Raw genomic sequence first — 15,638 nt, 5'->3', positions numbered from 1 at the left:
ATTTCAATATGGAATTAGATACCCTATGTCATCAGAATGCTTCAAGACCCACCGAACGCCCCTATCGATGCAAGCGAAGTGAGCGATAGCGAACCAAACACAGTTGCCGCGAAGTGGCAGGGTGCAGTTGGCCCCTCGTCCGGATTTGTGGCCGTCCCGATGACGCTATTAAGGTTGCAATCGAAGTACGGGCTGACCCCCACTGAAATGCTCGTGCTTATCAATCTTCTGGCACATTGGTGGGAGCCGTCATCAGTCGTCTATCCTCGCTCGACCACTGTAGCTGCTCGCATGGGAGTGGATAAGCGAACGGTCCAACGTGCGACGCGAAAGATGGAAAAGCTCGGGCTAATGACGCGCAGCTATCTCGATAATGGGCGTAGGGTTTTCGACTTCAGCCCGCTTGCAAGGAGGTTGGCCCGCGATACGCCTCTCGCACATTCGGTTCATGGGACCGAATCGTTCGGGGACGACTAGGATGGGGCTTCTTGCGAGGAAGACAGGCGAGGCTGCAAAGGCTCCGAAACCTACTCGCGTTCCCCAGCGGAAAGAGCGTGCCGTCGTTACAGTTCACGTAGACGTTGCGGCTTGCGTAAAGTGGATTGCCATCTCCCTTGCCCTGTCATTTGGAGCACCGTTGGCGGCGGACAAGGAGACTGTAAGGGCCATTGCCGACGTGGCCGTAGAGTTGGTCAGGCCCTAATTGGTTCGCGTTGCCCTGGCGGCAAAATGGAAAAAAGCAGGGCATCGGGGAACCGTGCCCGCTCTCCCACGGCCTCACCCCTTCAGGGCCTCATAGACACTGCTGCGAGCGATCCCCAGCTCCTTCGCAATCGCGCTGGCCCCCATACCACCGGCCTTCAGCTCCTGCACCCGCTCTACGGGCACTGACGGCTTGCGGCCCTTGTACACGCCCCGCGCCTTCGCCTTGGCGATGCCTTCCATCTGGCGCTCGCGGCGGATAGCCGTTTCGAACTCTGCGAACACGCCAAGCATCTGGAGGAATGCTCGCCCCGCTGGCGTAGAGGTGTCGATAGGCTGCTCTGTGGCCTTAAGGTGCGCCCTCTTCGTTTTCAGCTGCCCCACGATCCCCTCAAGGTCCCCGACGGAGCGCGCTAGGCGATCTATGCGGGTCACTAGGAGCGTGTCGCCTTCCCGCAGGAAGTCCAGCACGGTCTCCAGCTCAGTGCGGCCTTTGGTGCTGGTGCCGCTCTTCTTCTCCGAACGGACAACGTCAGCCCCGGCCTTGCGGAGGGCTTCTTCCTGAATGCTGCAGTCTTGATCTTCAGTGCTGACGCGGGCGTATCCGATAGTCTGTGCCATGATGGCTCCTGTACGATTAGGGTCTAGAACCTGAGCAGGTAGTGTCCGGTAAATCACAAGTAAACCCTATTCGGACAAAAACACTGTCCGATACGAGCGCTCGCTGGAGGTACACCCCATTCGGACACTCTCTCGCTTCACCGCAAAACGGAGCCGCTTGGACTCAAACAGCCCGCCGGTTCCACATGGTCGATATTTCGGTCCCTGCGGATGGGATAGGCGTGTGGCTCTCGACCAATGGAGGACTACATGAGCGAAGAGAAGATGACGGGCACGGTAGCGGCTGCTGTCCATGAAAGGCTGGAGAAGCTGCTGGGCAGGCCGACCCGCAACTGACCCCGCCCCGTCAAAGGCACACGGCCCGCCGCGCCCCGGCAATCCCTCTCGAATATTCCAAGGGAAACCGAAGGAGCACGGCGGGTTAGTGTGGGGGCAGAACCCCCTACGGGGGGGAACCGCCGCGCTCGTTAGCGTTTATGGGGCTTCGGATTTTTGCACCAAAACTAACGGCCCTCAGCGCACCAGCATGCGGCGCACGGAGGGGAGCTTGAGCGTGTCGTCGATCCACGGGAAGTGTTGGCTCCAGAACGCGAGCTGGTCACGCTCCTTCCCTGCCCGCTGAGCTGCCCGCATGAACGGGAACGGCTCGTGCCTGTGGGGCAGCGCGGTGGCGGCGATGGTGTCTTCTGCGACCGGGATCGTCTCGCCATTAAGCCCTCGGTAGTGCCGGAAGCGCCTCATGGGTGCACCCTCGACATCGGCGGGTAGCTCGGCTCGAATGGCTCCGGTTTGCGGGTGGCGAAGTAGGCCTGCATCTCCGCGCTCACTTCTTCGATGAGCTTGTTGATGCCCCGCGAGGCTCTGCCCGACGCTTTGGCGCACTCTTGGCATTGCGAGGTTAGCCCGTCGGGCTGGCTCCGGTTGCGGTAGAACTTGGTGACGTGGTGGACGGTCTGGCAGCTGTGGCAGAACTTGTGGCGCTCTGGCACGGGCACAGGAATCCGCTTTCTAGGCATGTTGCCTCTTTCTCAGCCTTGGGCTGTTTTGGGGGTCTAGGGTCGCCGAAAGTGGCTTCTCAAACCCACGCATTTCTGCGGGTTTGAGGGGTGCTTAGCGTCCCGACTTTTACGCCAAGCAGGGGTAGGTGCTGAGGTGTCAAAGACGGGACGCTAAGGAGGGTCAGGCAGCGCGGGCTATTCGTTCCCGTTGGCGAGCGCGGAATCGGTTACGCTCCAGCGCTTCGGGACTGCGGGTGTTGTAGCCATGGATGCCGTTGTCCCTGAGGTCAGTGTCGAACTCGTCACGGCTCACGACCCCCAGCCTTTGAGGTCGAACTGGTAAGCCAGCTCGGCGTAGGCTTCGTTGGGATCGACCACGAGGGCGTAGACCGGCTGGCTCTGATCGCGGGCGCTCAGGGGACCCACGCGGCCAATGTAGCCGGTGAGGTGGAGCGCCTTGGTGATCGGTGAGAAGCTCGAAGGGCTAGCCTTCGGGCCTCCTGTGGGAGCCGTGCCGCGCCCTGCCTTCTTCCGGCAAGGGGTCGAGCAGTAGAGCGAAGTTCGGGGTGAGCGGTAGACCGCTCCGCACTGGTTACAGGTGCGCTCGCGGCCCTTGCGGGCTGCGGGGGTGTTCATTCGGGGTTGTAGCTTTCGCTGCGGAGACCAGTGCCAGGGCGGCTTGGATGTCGTCCCACAAGGGCGCGGCAGGGGTCCGCAGGTGCGGCTGGTGGTATGCGGTCGCACTGTTCATGAACTGGTCTCCTTGGATTGGTTGGTGTGGTGGTCAGTCGCCTTCGCAACCGATATCGATCCGCGTCATCCCCGGCATGATCTCGTAGGACTTCCGGCGGTGCCGCTCGGCGTACCCGGGAGAGCTGGGGCTGTTGGGATCGATGTAGGGCTGGAGGTCATCGTGACGCTTCGCGGCAATCAGCCGGGGCTTACGGCCACGGGTCATGAGCTGCTGTTACGCTTCTGGCTGGCGAGGACTTCTGCGCGGCGCTGGATGCGCTCCTTGCTCACGATCTCGTCAGCGAGCTTCTGAGCTTCCCGCTCTTCCGTCCGATGGGTAGCGATCTTGTGCAGGATGGCGGCGGACTCGGCCAATGCCTTGTCCATGCGCTTGCGCCCTTCGAGACCGAAAGAGCCGTCGGGGGCCATCAGGAGCCGGATTTGTCGATCGATGTCGGCGATGGCGTTGGCGAAGTTGGCGCGCTTCGTCTCGCTCAGCCAATAGACCGGCTCCGCGACCAGCTCACCCGTTACCGGGTCTTCCGCCTTCTTCACATCGACCACCTTGTCCATCTGGCTCTGGTAGTCGTCATGCTTCCGGTACAGGTCGCGGACCTGCATCGCGATGTTGGCCTGCTCTTTGTGGAACGGGAGCGAGTCTGGATGAACGCCTGTCAGGCTACGGATCGATCCCCGCTTGGCGGTGATGGCCTCAGCGACCAGCTTGCTCTCGTGCTTGGCAAGCTCTTCCTTCGGCATGTTGGGCAGGAGTTCGAGCTTGCGGTAGACCTCGCTGCGCATCTCGTGCGGCAAGCTGTCTACCTTGAGCTGGGTGGGAACGACCCCGCTGTTATCGGCCACATTGCCAGCGACGTCTCGTAGCGAGTCCATCTTCAGGACTTGCTCGGCGTACGGCTGGTGCTCGGCTGGGATGCCCTCGGACTTGCCGGAGAGGCTTCCGTAGTGCGTGACGGTGGCACGCAGGCCATCATCGTCAGCGCTGAAGGCGGGGGTGGTGTTGTCAGTCATGTGTTGTGCTTTCTGCCGGGTCTGTCCCGTGCATTAGCGTTGCTGGGTTGCGTCTATCGCAGACGCAGGCGGTCCTCGGTTCCCTGTCAGGGTCCCGATGGATTAGGTTGGGTGGATTGAGGGGGATTGACCCCGTCCATGATGCATCACTGCTCTTGCAGAGGCTCTGAATGGGAACCCTTGGGGATCGGCGGGGGCACCTGAGGTTACCCTACAGGTGAATCCTGATCCTCTCTGGCCGGGGGTCCATTCTCCGAGGGTCTGGGTTTTTTAGAAAAGCCCGGATTTCTGCGGGTTTCAGCCCTTCTTCCGAATGCTCGGCAGAACCCCCTTCGTCGGCCCATCATGGACAAGACGGGCGGCGGCTTGGCTAGAGCGATCATGTGGAGCATGTCTTTGCCACTGAAGCGGACGATGCGCGGAGTGAGACCCCTTGCGGCTCATTCGGGGCTTCCTTCGGATCGCCTATGGAAGCTCCTATAGGTGAATCCTGATCCTCTCTGGCCGGGGGTTCGCTCTTCCAAGGGTGTGGGTTAAATGGCATGCCCCTAGAAGCCCGCCAGAGCGCCGCAGGACTCGAAGAAGCCCTTTTGGCCACCAGACTCTCCCGGCGCTCCAGTGAGTCCTTAGGCGGTCTCTCGCGATTGTTATTCAGGGCGAAGTTTCTTCGCGGCCTATGCGTTCTCCGGCCATGCAATCATCATCCCCGTCTCGCCGCCCTGCTTCCAAGCGAAGCGAAGCTGACCGTTGGGTCGATCAACGGTTACGCCATCAAACAGGCTCCGAAGAGCGGCATTGACCTTTGCCACCTCCCGCTCGCCCTCTTCCGGCTCCATCGCGTCTCGAAGCGTCTCCAGCCGCACCGCCACCATGCCAGCGTCTGACAGCTCGCGGCGCTCTTCGGCGTCCTGCAAGGCTTCCCGAAGGGTGCGAAGTTCCTCTTCGATGCGTCGGGCGGCGCGGATACCAGCGTGAGCGCTTTGCTTCTCCAGCGCCCGTTCGATCTCTTCCAAGTGGTCCTGCTTCGCGCTGATCGTGCCTTGGAGGTCAGCGACAACACGATCAAGATGAGCGTCACCGCTGGCGGCTGGGACATCGGCGAACAGACCCTGCCAGTTGCGGAAGAAGCCTTCTTCGACCTCCTCCTGATCGACTGACCTGTAGTGCTTCGCCTTGCCTGCCTTTGCCATCGTGCAAACCAGCTTTGGCTTCCCGCCCTTCTTCCTCCCCTTGAAGACGCGGGTCATTGCAGCCCCGCAATCAGGGCAGCGCGCCAGCCCTCCAAAGACGTTTTGAAGCGGGCGGTTTGCTCCGCGTCCCCGTGGGCTTGCAGTGGAGCCATCCTTCAACGCCCGTACAGCCAACCAGTCCTCATCCGAGATGACCGCTGGATACACCCCCGCTATCGGCTCTTCCATGACCCTACGCTTCCGCCCGTTCCCTTCGAACTCCATATGCCCAGGAACTAGCTGTCCGATGACGGCGGGGTTGCGCAGGAGCTTTGACACGCTGGATCGATGCCACGCCTTCCCCCGTGCCATCACGGGGACGCCTTCCTCATTGAGCGTCTTGGCGATTGTGTGCTCCCCGATGCCCTCTAGTGTCATCCGGTAGACGCGCTCAACGGTGGCTGCGTGTTGTTCGATTGGCTTCCAACCGTCCTCGCTCCACTCCAGCCAAGCCGGACCTCTGCGGGTCAGGAGCTTGTCCTCGCCACTGCGGACCCTCGCCCGCTTCGCAGCCCACGCTTCGGCAACCCGCTTGCCCTTCGTCTTGCTTTCCTCGTGAGCACGCCAAGAGACCATGAGGGCGATGAGGAGTGCCATGGGTTCGCTGTCGAGCCTCTGGGCTGTGTATTCTTGCCCATCATTGAGGGTGACGATCGTGACTCCACTGTCCACAATGTCATTGAAGATTGACTGCGCTTTGCGAGGAGTCATGCGGCTTATTCGATCTAGGCTCTCCACTAGGAGGTAGCTGTCTGGCTCCACCAGCCCTTGCCGACAGGCAAACAGGAAGCCCCCAAGACCGTTGTCGGTGTCCGCGTTGTGTCCGCGATATGCCGACACTCCCTCATCCGCAAAGGAAAGGCGGTCATCAAGCTCAAGCCCTCGGGCCGCTGCCCACTTCCTTGCCGCCTCTGTCTGCCGTCGATAGCTGTCCCCGGCTGCTTGTTCCGGCGTCGAAAATCGAGTGTAGCTGTAGACCTTGCCCATCCACTTCCATTGCATCGCAAATCCCTTCTCATCAAGTAGGTCTCTACGTGCGATAGTTGTTGATGATCGGGCCACCGGGCGCGGGCAAGAGCCTGCTGGCGAGCTGCCTGCCGGGCATCCTGCCCGAGCTGACACCGCCCGAAGCGCTGGAAGTGTCGATGGTCGCCTCGGTCGCGGGCACGCTGGAGGGTGGGCGGATCAGCCGCGCACGCCCGTTTCGCGCGCCGCACCATTCGGCCAGCATGGCCGCGCTCACCGGCGGCGGGCTGAAAGTGCGCCCTGGCGAAGTCAGCCTGGCGCATCTGGGCGTGCTGTTTCTTGACGAGCTGCCTGAATTCCAGCGCCCGGTGCTCGATTCGCTGCGCCAGCCGCTTGAGACCGGCAGCGTCGATGTCGCGCGCGCCAATGCCCATGTCACCTTCCCGGCGCGGGTCCAGCTGGTGGCGGCGATGAACCCGTGCCGCTGCGGGCATCTGGGCGATCCGGCGCTGGCCTGCAGCCGCGCGCCGCGCTGCGCCGCCGACTATCAGAGCAAGGTGAGTGGCCCAATGCTCGACCGGATCGATTTGCATGTGGAGGTCGATCCCGTCAGCGCGGCCGACATGGCGCTGCCGCCGCCCGCCGAAGGATCGGCCGAAGTGGCCGCGCGCGTGGCAAGGGCGCGGGCGATCCAGACCGCGCGCGCAGGCGAAACCGGCGCGCGCAGCAATGCGGAGCTCAACGGCGAGCCGCTGGAGAAATGGGCCAAGCCCGATGAGGCCGGTCAGAAGCTGCTGCTGCAAGCGGCCGAGGCGATGCGGCTTTCGGCGCGTGGCTACACCCGGATGCTGCGCGTGGCGCGCACGATCGCCGATCTGGCCGGGGTGCAGCAGGTTGGCCGCATACACATCGCCGAAGCGCTCAGTTACCGGCGGCAGGCGCCGCGGGCGTAAAGCATGCAGACAAAGGCCAGACGTCAGAAATAACGTTCGGAAGCGATCGCGGCGCCTTCGGACAGCGCGGAAAGTTTGGCCCAGACGATTTCCGGGTCGAGCGCGTTGCTGCCCGCGTGGATCGAAAAGCCGCAGTCGACGCCTGCCATCACCCGTTCGCGCCCCAGCAGGTCGGCATAGCGCCCGATACGCTGGGCGATCAGGTCCGGGTGCTCGATATAGGGGCTCTGCGGCTCGACCATGCCGGGGCACAGGATCTTGTCATCGGGCAGCGGATGGTCTTCAAAAAAGGCGAATTCATGGGCATGGCGCGGATTGGCGCCTTCCAGCAAAACGGTGCGCGGTTTTGCCTGCCACACGATGTCCGCGATCTCGGCCAGCGCCACGTCGCAATGGTGCGGGCCGGGGTAGTTGCCCCAGCACAAATGCATGCGGCATTGTTCGCCGGGGATGTTCTGCAAGGCATGATTCAGTGCGGCGATGTTCATCCCGATCCGCTTGCGGAACTCCTCGAGGCTGAGATGAGTGAACTGCACATGGCGGCCCATGGCCAGGTCAGGGCAATCGACTTGCAGCGTGATCCCGGCGGCAGCGATCGTCTCGTATTCGTGGCGTAGCCCTTCGGCGAGCGCGAAGACATATTCCTCGTCGCTGGCGTAATACTGGTTGGGGAAGAACAGCGCTGTAACGCCGGGCGACGCAGCCGACATGAAGGTGGCGTGTCCGCCTGCCAGCCGCTGGAGCCGTTCGGCATCGATCCGCGGCGCTTCCATATCGATCACTTCGATCGGCGCGGTGCAGGCGGGGGCAACCCGCTTGGCGCGGCCCTTGTTGCCGAACACCTGCGCCTTGGCACCGGGGAAATCCTCCAAGTCCTGGAACTCGTACTGCCCGGCTTCGCCCCCAAAGCCTGACAGCCGGTGTTTGATATAGGTGGCATAGCTGGGCTTCGACATTTCGCCGTCATTTACGATCGCGATCCCGGCCTGCTTCTGGCGCGCAACGATTTCGGCAGTGGCGCGCTCGATCGCTTCGTCCAGCGCGGACTGCGACACATCGTCACCGCCCTCGCGCGCGAAGATCAGGTCCAGCAAGTAATCCGGGCGCGGCAAGCTGCCGACATGGGTGGTGAGGAATTGGTGGCTCATCGGCGGTCCTTGTCCGGGTGATCAGGCGAGCGACTTGCGCAGAAAATTGTGAACGGTCCGGTTGAATTCGCCCGGATTGTCGAGATTGGCAAGGTGTCCGGCGGCGTCGACCAGCGCATGGCTGCCGCGCGGCGCCAGATCGGCCAGGGCGCGGGCACAGTCGCGTCGCCACTGGCTGTCGCCGGCTCCGGTCATGGCGAGCAAAGGCATCGGCAAATGTGCCATGGCGTCGCGCGGCACGCCGCGCAGGGTGGAGGGAGCGAGCAGGTCGCGCCCCTCGTAGCCCGCCAGGATTTCATCGACCAGCGCACTCGTTGCGGGGTTTTCGTGCCGCATCAGCTCGTGGCGGCTCCAGTCGGCGCGCATCGACGCCATGTCTCCGGCGCGGGCCCAGCGCTCGTATTGATCGAGGTCGATCACCTCGTCGCGCGGCACAAGCGACGGGATCGGCGCGCCGGAAACGATCAGGCTGTTGATCCGCCAGCCGTGGCGATGCGCGCAGTCGAGCGCGACCGCCGCGCCCTGGGAAAGACCAAGCAGCGCATAGCGATCGAAGCCGAGGAAATCGGCGATACGCTCAACGTCCTCTGCTTCCCGCGCCAGATCGGGTGGGGCAGTTGCCCGGCCGAAGCCGCGCCTGTCAGGCATGACCAGCAGGAAGTGCTTTCCCAGTTCTTCGACCTGCGGCAGCCACATCCGGCAGTCGAGCGTCCAGCCGTGCAGCAGGATCAGCGGCGGACCTTCCCCCGCCATCGCAATGGGGACGATGCCGTCACCGACATCGACCTGCCCATGCCAGATTTGTTCCGCGACAGGGCGGGGGGCATCGATCATCGGCAATGCCCCCATCGCCGCGATCAAGCCGCTTCGGCGGCGCGGAACGGGTTGTTGTTGTGGTGATCGCCGGCCAGCCAGCGCTTGAGTTCTGCATGGGCACTGGCGCGACGATCGGCATCGAGCGGTTCGGCGCGCGGATCGTCATAGGTGAATTCCAAGATCATGCCATTGGGATCCTTGACATAGAGCGAGCGGCAATAGCCGTGCTCCAGCACATAGGTTTGCGGCTCGGTGATCCCGGCGGCGGCAATCCGGCGCTGCAGTTCGGCCTGGCCATCCTGATCGACATGCAAAGCGATATGGATGAACGGGGATCCCGGAATATCCGGCCCGAATTCGGCCTGGTCGTCGGGATCGGCGAACTGGAAGAATGCCAGCGCGCTGCCGTCCGCCAGTTCGAAGAACACGTGGCAATAGGTGCGCTCCTTGCCGAACAGCTCGTCCTTCTCGCAATAGGTCGCCATTAGCGGGAAGCCGAGCACGTCTTCGTAGAACGCGCGGGTAGCCTCGAGATCCTTCGTCACATAGGCCGTGTGGTGGAGCCGGTTGGCCAGGATTTTCTGCGACATGTCTTTCCTCTCTTCCTCAGTCTGTTGCGGCCCGGTCCCGCGGGGCCGCTGCAATCATGCTGCCAGCTTGGCGGCGATTTCGGCGACGTGGCGGCCCTGGAAGCGCGCCCCGGCGAGTTCGTTCTCGCTCGGCATGCGGCTGCCATCGGCGCCCGCCAGCGTGGTCGCACCATAGGGCGTTCCGCCGCTGATTTCACCCATCTCGGTGTTGCCGGTGAAGGTGTAGGGCAAGCCCACGATCACCATGCCGTGGTGCAGCAGGGTGATGTGGAACGAAGTGATCGTCGTTTCCTGCCCGCCGTGCTGGCTGGCGGTGGAACAAAACACGCTGCCGACCTTGCCGACGAGCTTGTTCTGGAACCACAGCCCGCCGGTCTGGTCCAGGAAGTTGCGCATCTGCGCCGCCATGTTCCCGAAGCGGGTGGGAGTGCCGAAAATGATCGCATCGTAATCGGCCAGCTCGTCAGGCGTGGCGATCGGCGCGGCCTGGTCGAGCTTCAAGCCTGAAGCGGCCGCCACTTCATCCGGCACCAGTTCGGGTACCCGCTTGATCGTGACCTCGGTGCCCGAAACGCTGGCGGCGCCTTCGGCAACCGCAGCTGCCATGGCCTCGATATGGCCATAGCTTGAGTAATACAGCACGAGGACCTTGGTCATTGGGTCGGTCTCCTTAGAAGGTATAGCCGATTTCGACACCGTAGCGGCGCGGGCGGGCCTTGAACACGAAGCCGCCGGGCGAGAATTCGGCATTGTACTTCTCGTCGAACAGGTTCTGGGCAAAGGCGGTGATCGCCACATCGCCAAAGCGCACCCCGGCCCGCGCATCGACGAGGTCGACCGGCTGGCGCACCGTGGTATTGAACGGCTCCCACCAGGTCTTGCCGGTGCGGCGGTAGTCGATCCGGAACAGCGCATCGACCGTGTCGGAGATCGGGCCGTCATACTGCGCGCCGAGGTTGATCGTATAGCGCGAGATCAGCGGCGCTTCGTTGCCGATTGCCGCCGGATCCTCGAATTCCTTGATGTCGCTGTAAGTCACGCCGATCGCCGCGTTGACATCGAAGTTCGGTACGATTTCCGCGCTGGCCTCGAGTTCGAAGCCCTTCAACTGTACCTCGTCGATATTGCCGAGGTTCTGGGTCGAGTTGGCGGCGAGGAAGACGAAGAAATAGCTGTTCTTCGAAGTAGTGGTGTAGGCCGCCCCGTTGATGTTGGCCGGGCCCAGCTTGGCCTTGAAGCCGGCTTCGAACGTGTCGGCGGTTTCGGCCTTGAAAATGTCATCAACGCCCAGGATCGGCGGGGTTTGCGCCGCTGCGACTGCGCCGACGCCGGTCTGGTTGAACCCGCCGGAGCGGAAACCGCGACTGTAGCCGCCATAGAGCGTCAGGTCAGGGCTCGGTTCGTAGGTGAAGGTCACCTTGGGCTGCCAGTCGTCAAACACGCGGGTGCGCACTTCGCCCGTCACCCCTTGCGGGAAACCGGCGACGTTGGGCAGGAAGGGGGTAGGCGTCAGCGTGGTCTGCTTGCGCTTGTCGCGGTCGTAACGCAGCGAAGCATCGACCCGGAACTGGTCGCTGAATTCATAGCCCGCGTTGGCGAATACCGCCCAGGCAAAATTGTCCTGCCCGTCCGCCAGGAAGCTGAACTGCGGGTTGAGCGGATTGGTCGACGGCGTGCGGAACACAGGGAATACGCCATTGCCGGTGTCGATCATGTTGCCGGTGGAGATATAACGCTTGGTGTCGATCAGATAACCGCCGACCATCCAGTTGAGCGGGCCCGCGCCCTTGGGAGATCTCGAGCCGCACTTCCTGGCTGAAGGCCTTCACGTCCAGGAACTGGCTCTGGTTGAGGTCAAAGCCGTTGCCGGTGCCGAACAGGAATTCGAACAGGTTGAAGAAGAAGCTTTCCGGGATCGGCAGGAAGTCGAATGCGTCGCCGGTGAGCACTTCCTCTAGCGTGTCATAGGATGTGACCGAGGTCAGCACCGCGTTGTCGCCTTCGAATGTCGTCTTCAGCGACAGATTGTAGATATCGCGATCATTCTGGCCGGGGTTGTTGACGCGCACCGGCAGGCTGGTGTCATTCACATCGCCCACGATGTTGAAATAGAGCGCCTGCGTGCGCAGCTGGTTGAGCGAACCGCGGAGGTCGAAGCTGAGCTGATCGGTGGCGTCTACGAGCAGATTGGCGCGCAGGCTGAAATCCTTCACCGGATCGGCATCTTCGCCCAGGAACTCGTTCCGGATGAAGCCGTCGGTATCATAGAATGATCCCGACACGCGGAACGCGACATTGTCTGACAGCGGCCCGCTGATCCCGCCGCGCAGGAAATAGCCAAAGCCGTTGTCGATCCCGACCTTGAAATTGCCTTCCAGCGTGTCGGTCGGCTTCTTGGTGGTGATGATGATCGCACCGCCGATGGCGTTGCGACCATAGAGGCCGCCTTGCGGTCCCTTGAGCACTTCGATCTGCTCGATATCGAACAGATCCTGGTTGAATTGCGCGGGGTTTACTTGCTGCACCCCGTCTACAACTACTGCGACCGAAGGCTCGGAATTGCGGGCCTGGGTGATCCCGCGGATGATGATGAAGGCGTTGCCCGCGTTTTGGGTCTCGACGAGATTGACGTTCGAAGTCAGCGCGATGAAGTCACCCGGGCGCTCGATCCCCGCATTGGCGATTGTTTCCGAGGTGAAGGCGGTAACCGCGGCCGGCGTGTCCTGCAGGCTTTCGTCGCGGCGCAGCGCGCTGACGATGATCTGGTTGCCTGTGGTTTCGTTCGCGTCGTCGCCAACCTGCGCATCCTGCGCAGTGGCAGGGGCCGCAAGGGCAGCAGCGGCAAGCGCCAGAACACTGGTGAATGCATAAACTCGAGGTTGCATCAATTCTCTCCCCATTGTGGCGCGTTTTTCACGCCCATTTTGTGCGAGTCTCACACGCACTAATAACTTCGAAATACGAAGTCAACTTCGATATGCGAAAAACCTAATCCTGTTGTAGGGAGGCGGCCAATGCCGGCCATTGCCGCAGCGCGCCTTCGATTTCAGCGGCAGCCTGGCGGAGCAGGGGCAGGCGCGTGCGCACCAGCTCATCCTGCGAAATGCGGGTGGTCGAAGTGGAACAGTTGATCGCGGCAATCACCTTGCGGTTGCGGTCGAATATCGGGATCGCGATCGAGACGATGCCGTAATCGAGCTCGTCGAGCGCAGAATCATAGCCTCGCTCGCGGATCAGCTGGAACCGGCTCTCCAGCGCCTGCGGATCGGTCAGCGTGCGCTCGGTGAAACGTTGCAGCCGCGCCGACTTGAGCAATTCCGCCCGCGCAGGCTCGTCGAGAAACGCCACCAGCAGCTTGCCCATCGATGTCGCGTGAAACGGGTAGCGCGTACCGACATTGGTCTGCAGGCGGAAGCGCCGGTCGGTCGAGACATGCGCGATGTAGAGGATGTCATCGCCCGACAGGACCGATAGCGATGCGCTGTCGCCGGTTTGGTCGCGCAAATGCTGCAGGCCGGGCAGGCAGACATGCTCGACATGCATCGATGAAAGGAACGCCGATCCGATCGTCAGCACCTTGGGCCGCAGCAGGAACTTGCGTTCGTGCTTGCCCATGTAACCCAGCTCGACCAGCGTATTGAGGCAGCGCCGCGCGACCGCCGGACTCAGCCCGGTCTGCGCCGCGACTTCGCTCAGCGTCATTTCCGAATGATCCTCGTCGAAGGCCTTCAGAACGCGCAGCCCGCGCTCCAGCGTTGACAGGAATTCCGGATCCTTTCCCTCCCCCCGCATCGCGTCAGGCCCCTGCACCGGCGCGCGCTGGCGCGGTTGGCCATGGGGCGAGCGATGCGCGAAGCTCCTCGTCATCTGCGCCCAGCACAGGCGGCGCCGTGACTTCGGTCATGCGTTCACCGTCAAAGCTGAGCGGGGAACGGATTGTGCGGAATTCCCCGTGCGGACCATTCGGGTCGCGTACTTCCAGCCCCAGCACTTTGGCTTGGTCGGATTCGAGCACTTCGGCCGATGTGCGGACTTCCGAATTGGGCACCTCCAGCCGTGTAAGTTCGGCGGTCCAGTGCGCGCGGTCCCTCGTGGCAAAGATCGGCGCAAGGAAGGCTACCACATCCTCGTAGTGCGCGATGCGCGCCTCGCGGCTTTCAAAAGCCGGCAAGCCGAGCATGTCGGGCCGGCCCACGGCGGTTGCCAGGTTCTCCCAGAATTTGGGCGGGGAGGACATGTGCAATGCCAGCCATTTGCCATCCGCACATTCGAACACATAGCTCTGCGATACATGCGGGCGGCTGTACGGCCCCATGACCTCGTCGACCGAGAGCAGATGGGTGAAATCGTCCAGGTTGAAGTGGCACATGGCCTCGAACATCGAGGTTTCCACCAGCCTGCCCTTGCCGGTTGCATTGCGCTCGTTGAGCGCGGCGAGGATGCCCAGCGCGGTGTAGAAGCCGGTCATGGCATCGGCGATCGCCGGGCCGACCACGCGCGGATGTTCGGGGTTCACCAGCAGGCGCAGGAACCCGCTGGCCGCCTGGGCGACAGTGTCGAATGCGGGCCGATCACGGTCCGGCCCCTCCGCACCGAAACCCGAGATCGAAGCATAGATCAGCCTCGGGTTGATCGCCTGCAGCCGCGGCGCATCGACATTCAGCCGGTCCGCCACGCCCGGGCGGAAGTTCTGGATGAACACGTCCGCGCTTTCGACCAGCCGGTCGAGCAAGGCCAGGTCATCGGGCTGCTTGGGGTCGATGGTAACCGACCGCTTGTTGCGATTATAGGTCTGGAAGTGGGGGCTATAGAGACCGCCCTTGAAAGAACGAAAGGGATCGCCCGTGCCGGGTTGTTCGATCTTGATCACATTCGCGCCCAGGTCTGCCAGCAACATGCCCGCGGCAGGCCCGGTGATGAATGTGCCCATTTCGAGCACGGTGACGTTCTGCAAAGGCCTCGCGGTCATCTCTCTCATCCTGTAATTACAGCGCGAACTTGACAGCACCCTATATTCTTCGAATAACGAAATCAACTTCGACATTCGAAAATCGGGATTCTAACATGCGTATCGGCAAGCAAGACAACGCCACCACATCGATCTGCACCTCGGATGCGACCAGCATTACCGTGCGCGGGATGGACCTGTGCAGCGAGGTAATCGGCAAGGTCGACTTCACCAGCTATTTCTGGCTGCTGGTGACCGGGCACATGCCGGACGAGAAGCAGAAAGTGCTGGCGGATTCGGTCCTTTGCGCAATTGCCGAGCACGGCCTAGTGCCGAGCGTCGTCGCGACCCGCATGACCTATGCCGCCGCGCCGGAGGCATTTCACGGAGCGGTCGCGGCGGGCTTGCTGGGCTGCGGCTCAGTGGTGCTGGGCAGCGCTGAAGTCGCGGGCAAGTTCTATGCCGAATGCATCGCACGGGCAGAGGCGGAAGGTATCACTTATGAAGAGGCAGCCAAGGCAGGCATCGCAGAGCTGCGGGCCGAAAAGAAAGCCATTCCCGGCTTTGGCCATCCGCAGCATTCGGGCGGCGATCCGCGCGCAAATCGCCTGTTCGAGATTGCGAGGGAGCAGGGCACAGAAGGCAAATTTCTCAAGATGCTACGCGCCATCGAAACGGTGTTGCCGGATACGATCGGGCGCAGCCTGCCGATAAACGTCAACGGGGCCATTCCCGTGGTGATGCTCGATGCGGGCTTCCCGCTGGCCGCGCTGAAGGGCATCTCGCTGCTGGCGCGCACTGCCAGCCTGATCGCGCATCTGCAGGAAGAAAGCGAACGCCCGATCGGCTTCATAATGAGCGGAGCGGCGGCTGCGCGGATCGACTTCGAAGCGATGGAGGATTGAG

15 protein-coding genes and 1 pseudogene are annotated in these 15,638 nt (G+C 62.5%); 2 read left to right on the top strand and 14 right to left on the bottom strand.

Translation table 11 applies throughout. From position 1 onward, the window contains the following. Positions 1-777 precede the first annotated feature (777 nt). The 6 genes from G6N82_RS06790 to G6N82_RS06765 all read right to left on the bottom strand — a co-directional run bounded on the left by G6N82_RS06790 (position 778) and on the right by G6N82_RS06765 (position 6,313). Positions 778-1,323, bottom strand: a complete 546-nt coding sequence (locus G6N82_RS06790) for a recombinase family protein (protein ID WP_165194998.1) — start codon at positions 1,321-1,323, stop codon at positions 778-780. A gap of 513 nt (positions 1,324-1,836) precedes the next feature. Further along, on the bottom strand, positions 1,837-2,064 hold the full coding sequence (locus G6N82_RS06785; RefSeq protein ID WP_165194996.1) for a hypothetical protein: 228 nt from the start codon (positions 2,062-2,064) through the stop codon (positions 1,837-1,839). A 566-nt stretch (positions 2,065-2,630) separates the two neighbouring features. Next, positions 2,631-2,957, bottom strand: coding sequence for a hypothetical protein (locus tag G6N82_RS06780; protein ID WP_165194994.1), 327 nt, complete (start codon positions 2,955-2,957; stop codon positions 2,631-2,633). 148 nt (positions 2,958-3,105) lie between these two features. Then, the gene (locus G6N82_RS06775; protein WP_165194992.1) at positions 3,106-3,279 is read right to left on the bottom strand and encodes a hypothetical protein; all 174 of its coding nucleotides are present in this window, start codon (positions 3,277-3,279) and stop codon (positions 3,106-3,108) included. Continuing rightward, positions 3,276-4,082 (bottom strand): hypothetical protein, encoded by an 807-nt coding sequence (locus G6N82_RS06770; protein WP_165194990.1) that lies wholly within the window; start codon positions 4,080-4,082, stop codon positions 3,276-3,278. The genes G6N82_RS06775 and G6N82_RS06770 overlap by 4 nt, the downstream gene beginning before the upstream one ends. Positions 4,083-4,756: 674 nt before the next feature. Next, positions 4,757-6,313 (bottom strand): recombinase family protein, encoded by a 1,557-nt coding sequence (locus G6N82_RS06765; protein ID WP_206520324.1) that lies wholly within the window; start codon positions 6,311-6,313, stop codon positions 4,757-4,759. A 41-nt stretch (positions 6,314-6,354) separates the two neighbouring features. On the opposite strand from G6N82_RS06765, the pseudogene G6N82_RS06760 reads away from it, so the two are divergent. Continuing rightward, positions 6,355-7,230 (top strand): annotated as a pseudogene (locus tag G6N82_RS06760) (ATP-binding protein); the annotation flags it as partial. A 23-nt stretch (positions 7,231-7,253) separates the two neighbouring features. On the opposite strand, the gene G6N82_RS06755 reads toward G6N82_RS06760, so the two are convergent. The 8 genes from G6N82_RS06755 to G6N82_RS06725 form a co-directional block, all read right to left on the bottom strand. After that, positions 7,254-8,378 carry a cobalamin-independent methionine synthase II family protein gene (locus tag G6N82_RS06755; protein ID WP_165194986.1) on the bottom strand — a complete coding sequence of 375 codons (1,125 nt, stop codon included), beginning with the start codon at positions 8,376-8,378 and terminating at the stop codon, positions 7,254-7,256. Between the two features lie 21 nt (positions 8,379-8,399). After that, a complete protein-coding gene (locus tag G6N82_RS06750; RefSeq protein ID WP_165194984.1) occupies positions 8,400-9,212 on the bottom strand; it encodes an alpha/beta hydrolase in 813 nt (270 codons plus the stop codon). 23 nt (positions 9,213-9,235) lie between these two features. Next, positions 9,236-9,784, bottom strand: a complete 549-nt coding sequence (locus tag G6N82_RS06745) for a VOC family protein (protein WP_165194982.1) — start codon at positions 9,782-9,784, stop codon at positions 9,236-9,238. Positions 9,785-9,838: 54 nt separating this feature from the next. Beyond that, positions 9,839-10,441: an NAD(P)H:quinone oxidoreductase gene (gene wrbA, locus G6N82_RS06740; RefSeq protein ID WP_165194980.1), complete on the bottom strand. Its 603-nt coding sequence runs from the start codon at positions 10,439-10,441 to the stop codon at positions 9,839-9,841. Between the two features lie 13 nt (positions 10,442-10,454). Then, positions 10,455-11,468 carry a TonB-dependent receptor gene (locus G6N82_RS14965; RefSeq protein WP_241255222.1) on the bottom strand — a complete coding sequence of 338 codons (1,014 nt, stop codon included), beginning with the start codon at positions 11,466-11,468 and terminating at the stop codon, positions 10,455-10,457. Next, positions 11,365-12,669, bottom strand: a complete 1,305-nt coding sequence (locus G6N82_RS14960; RefSeq protein WP_241255221.1) for a TonB-dependent receptor plug domain-containing protein — start codon at positions 12,667-12,669, stop codon at positions 11,365-11,367. The genes G6N82_RS14965 and G6N82_RS14960 overlap by 104 nt, the downstream gene beginning before the upstream one ends. A gap of 103 nt (positions 12,670-12,772) precedes the next feature. Then, positions 12,773-13,576 carry an IclR family transcriptional regulator C-terminal domain-containing protein gene (locus G6N82_RS06730; RefSeq protein WP_165194978.1) on the bottom strand — a complete coding sequence of 268 codons (804 nt, stop codon included), beginning with the start codon at positions 13,574-13,576 and terminating at the stop codon, positions 12,773-12,775. Between the two features lie 4 nt (positions 13,577-13,580). After that, on the bottom strand, positions 13,581-14,753 hold the full coding sequence (locus G6N82_RS06725) for a CoA transferase (RefSeq protein ID WP_165194976.1): 1,173 nt from the start codon (positions 14,751-14,753) through the stop codon (positions 13,581-13,583). A gap of 95 nt (positions 14,754-14,848) precedes the next feature. Between G6N82_RS06725 and G6N82_RS06720 the strand changes: the two genes are divergently transcribed. Beyond that, complete coding sequence (locus tag G6N82_RS06720; protein WP_165194974.1) at positions 14,849-15,637, top strand: citryl-CoA lyase; 789 nt, start codon at positions 14,849-14,851, stop codon at positions 15,635-15,637. Position 15,638: the final 1 nt, after the last annotated feature.

Origin of the sequence: Altererythrobacter sp. BO-6, assembly GCF_011047315.1 — a bacterium.
Classification (GTDB): Bacteria; Pseudomonadota; Alphaproteobacteria; order Sphingomonadales; family Sphingomonadaceae; genus Erythrobacter.
This window is presented reverse-complemented; position numbering and strand designations above follow the sequence as displayed.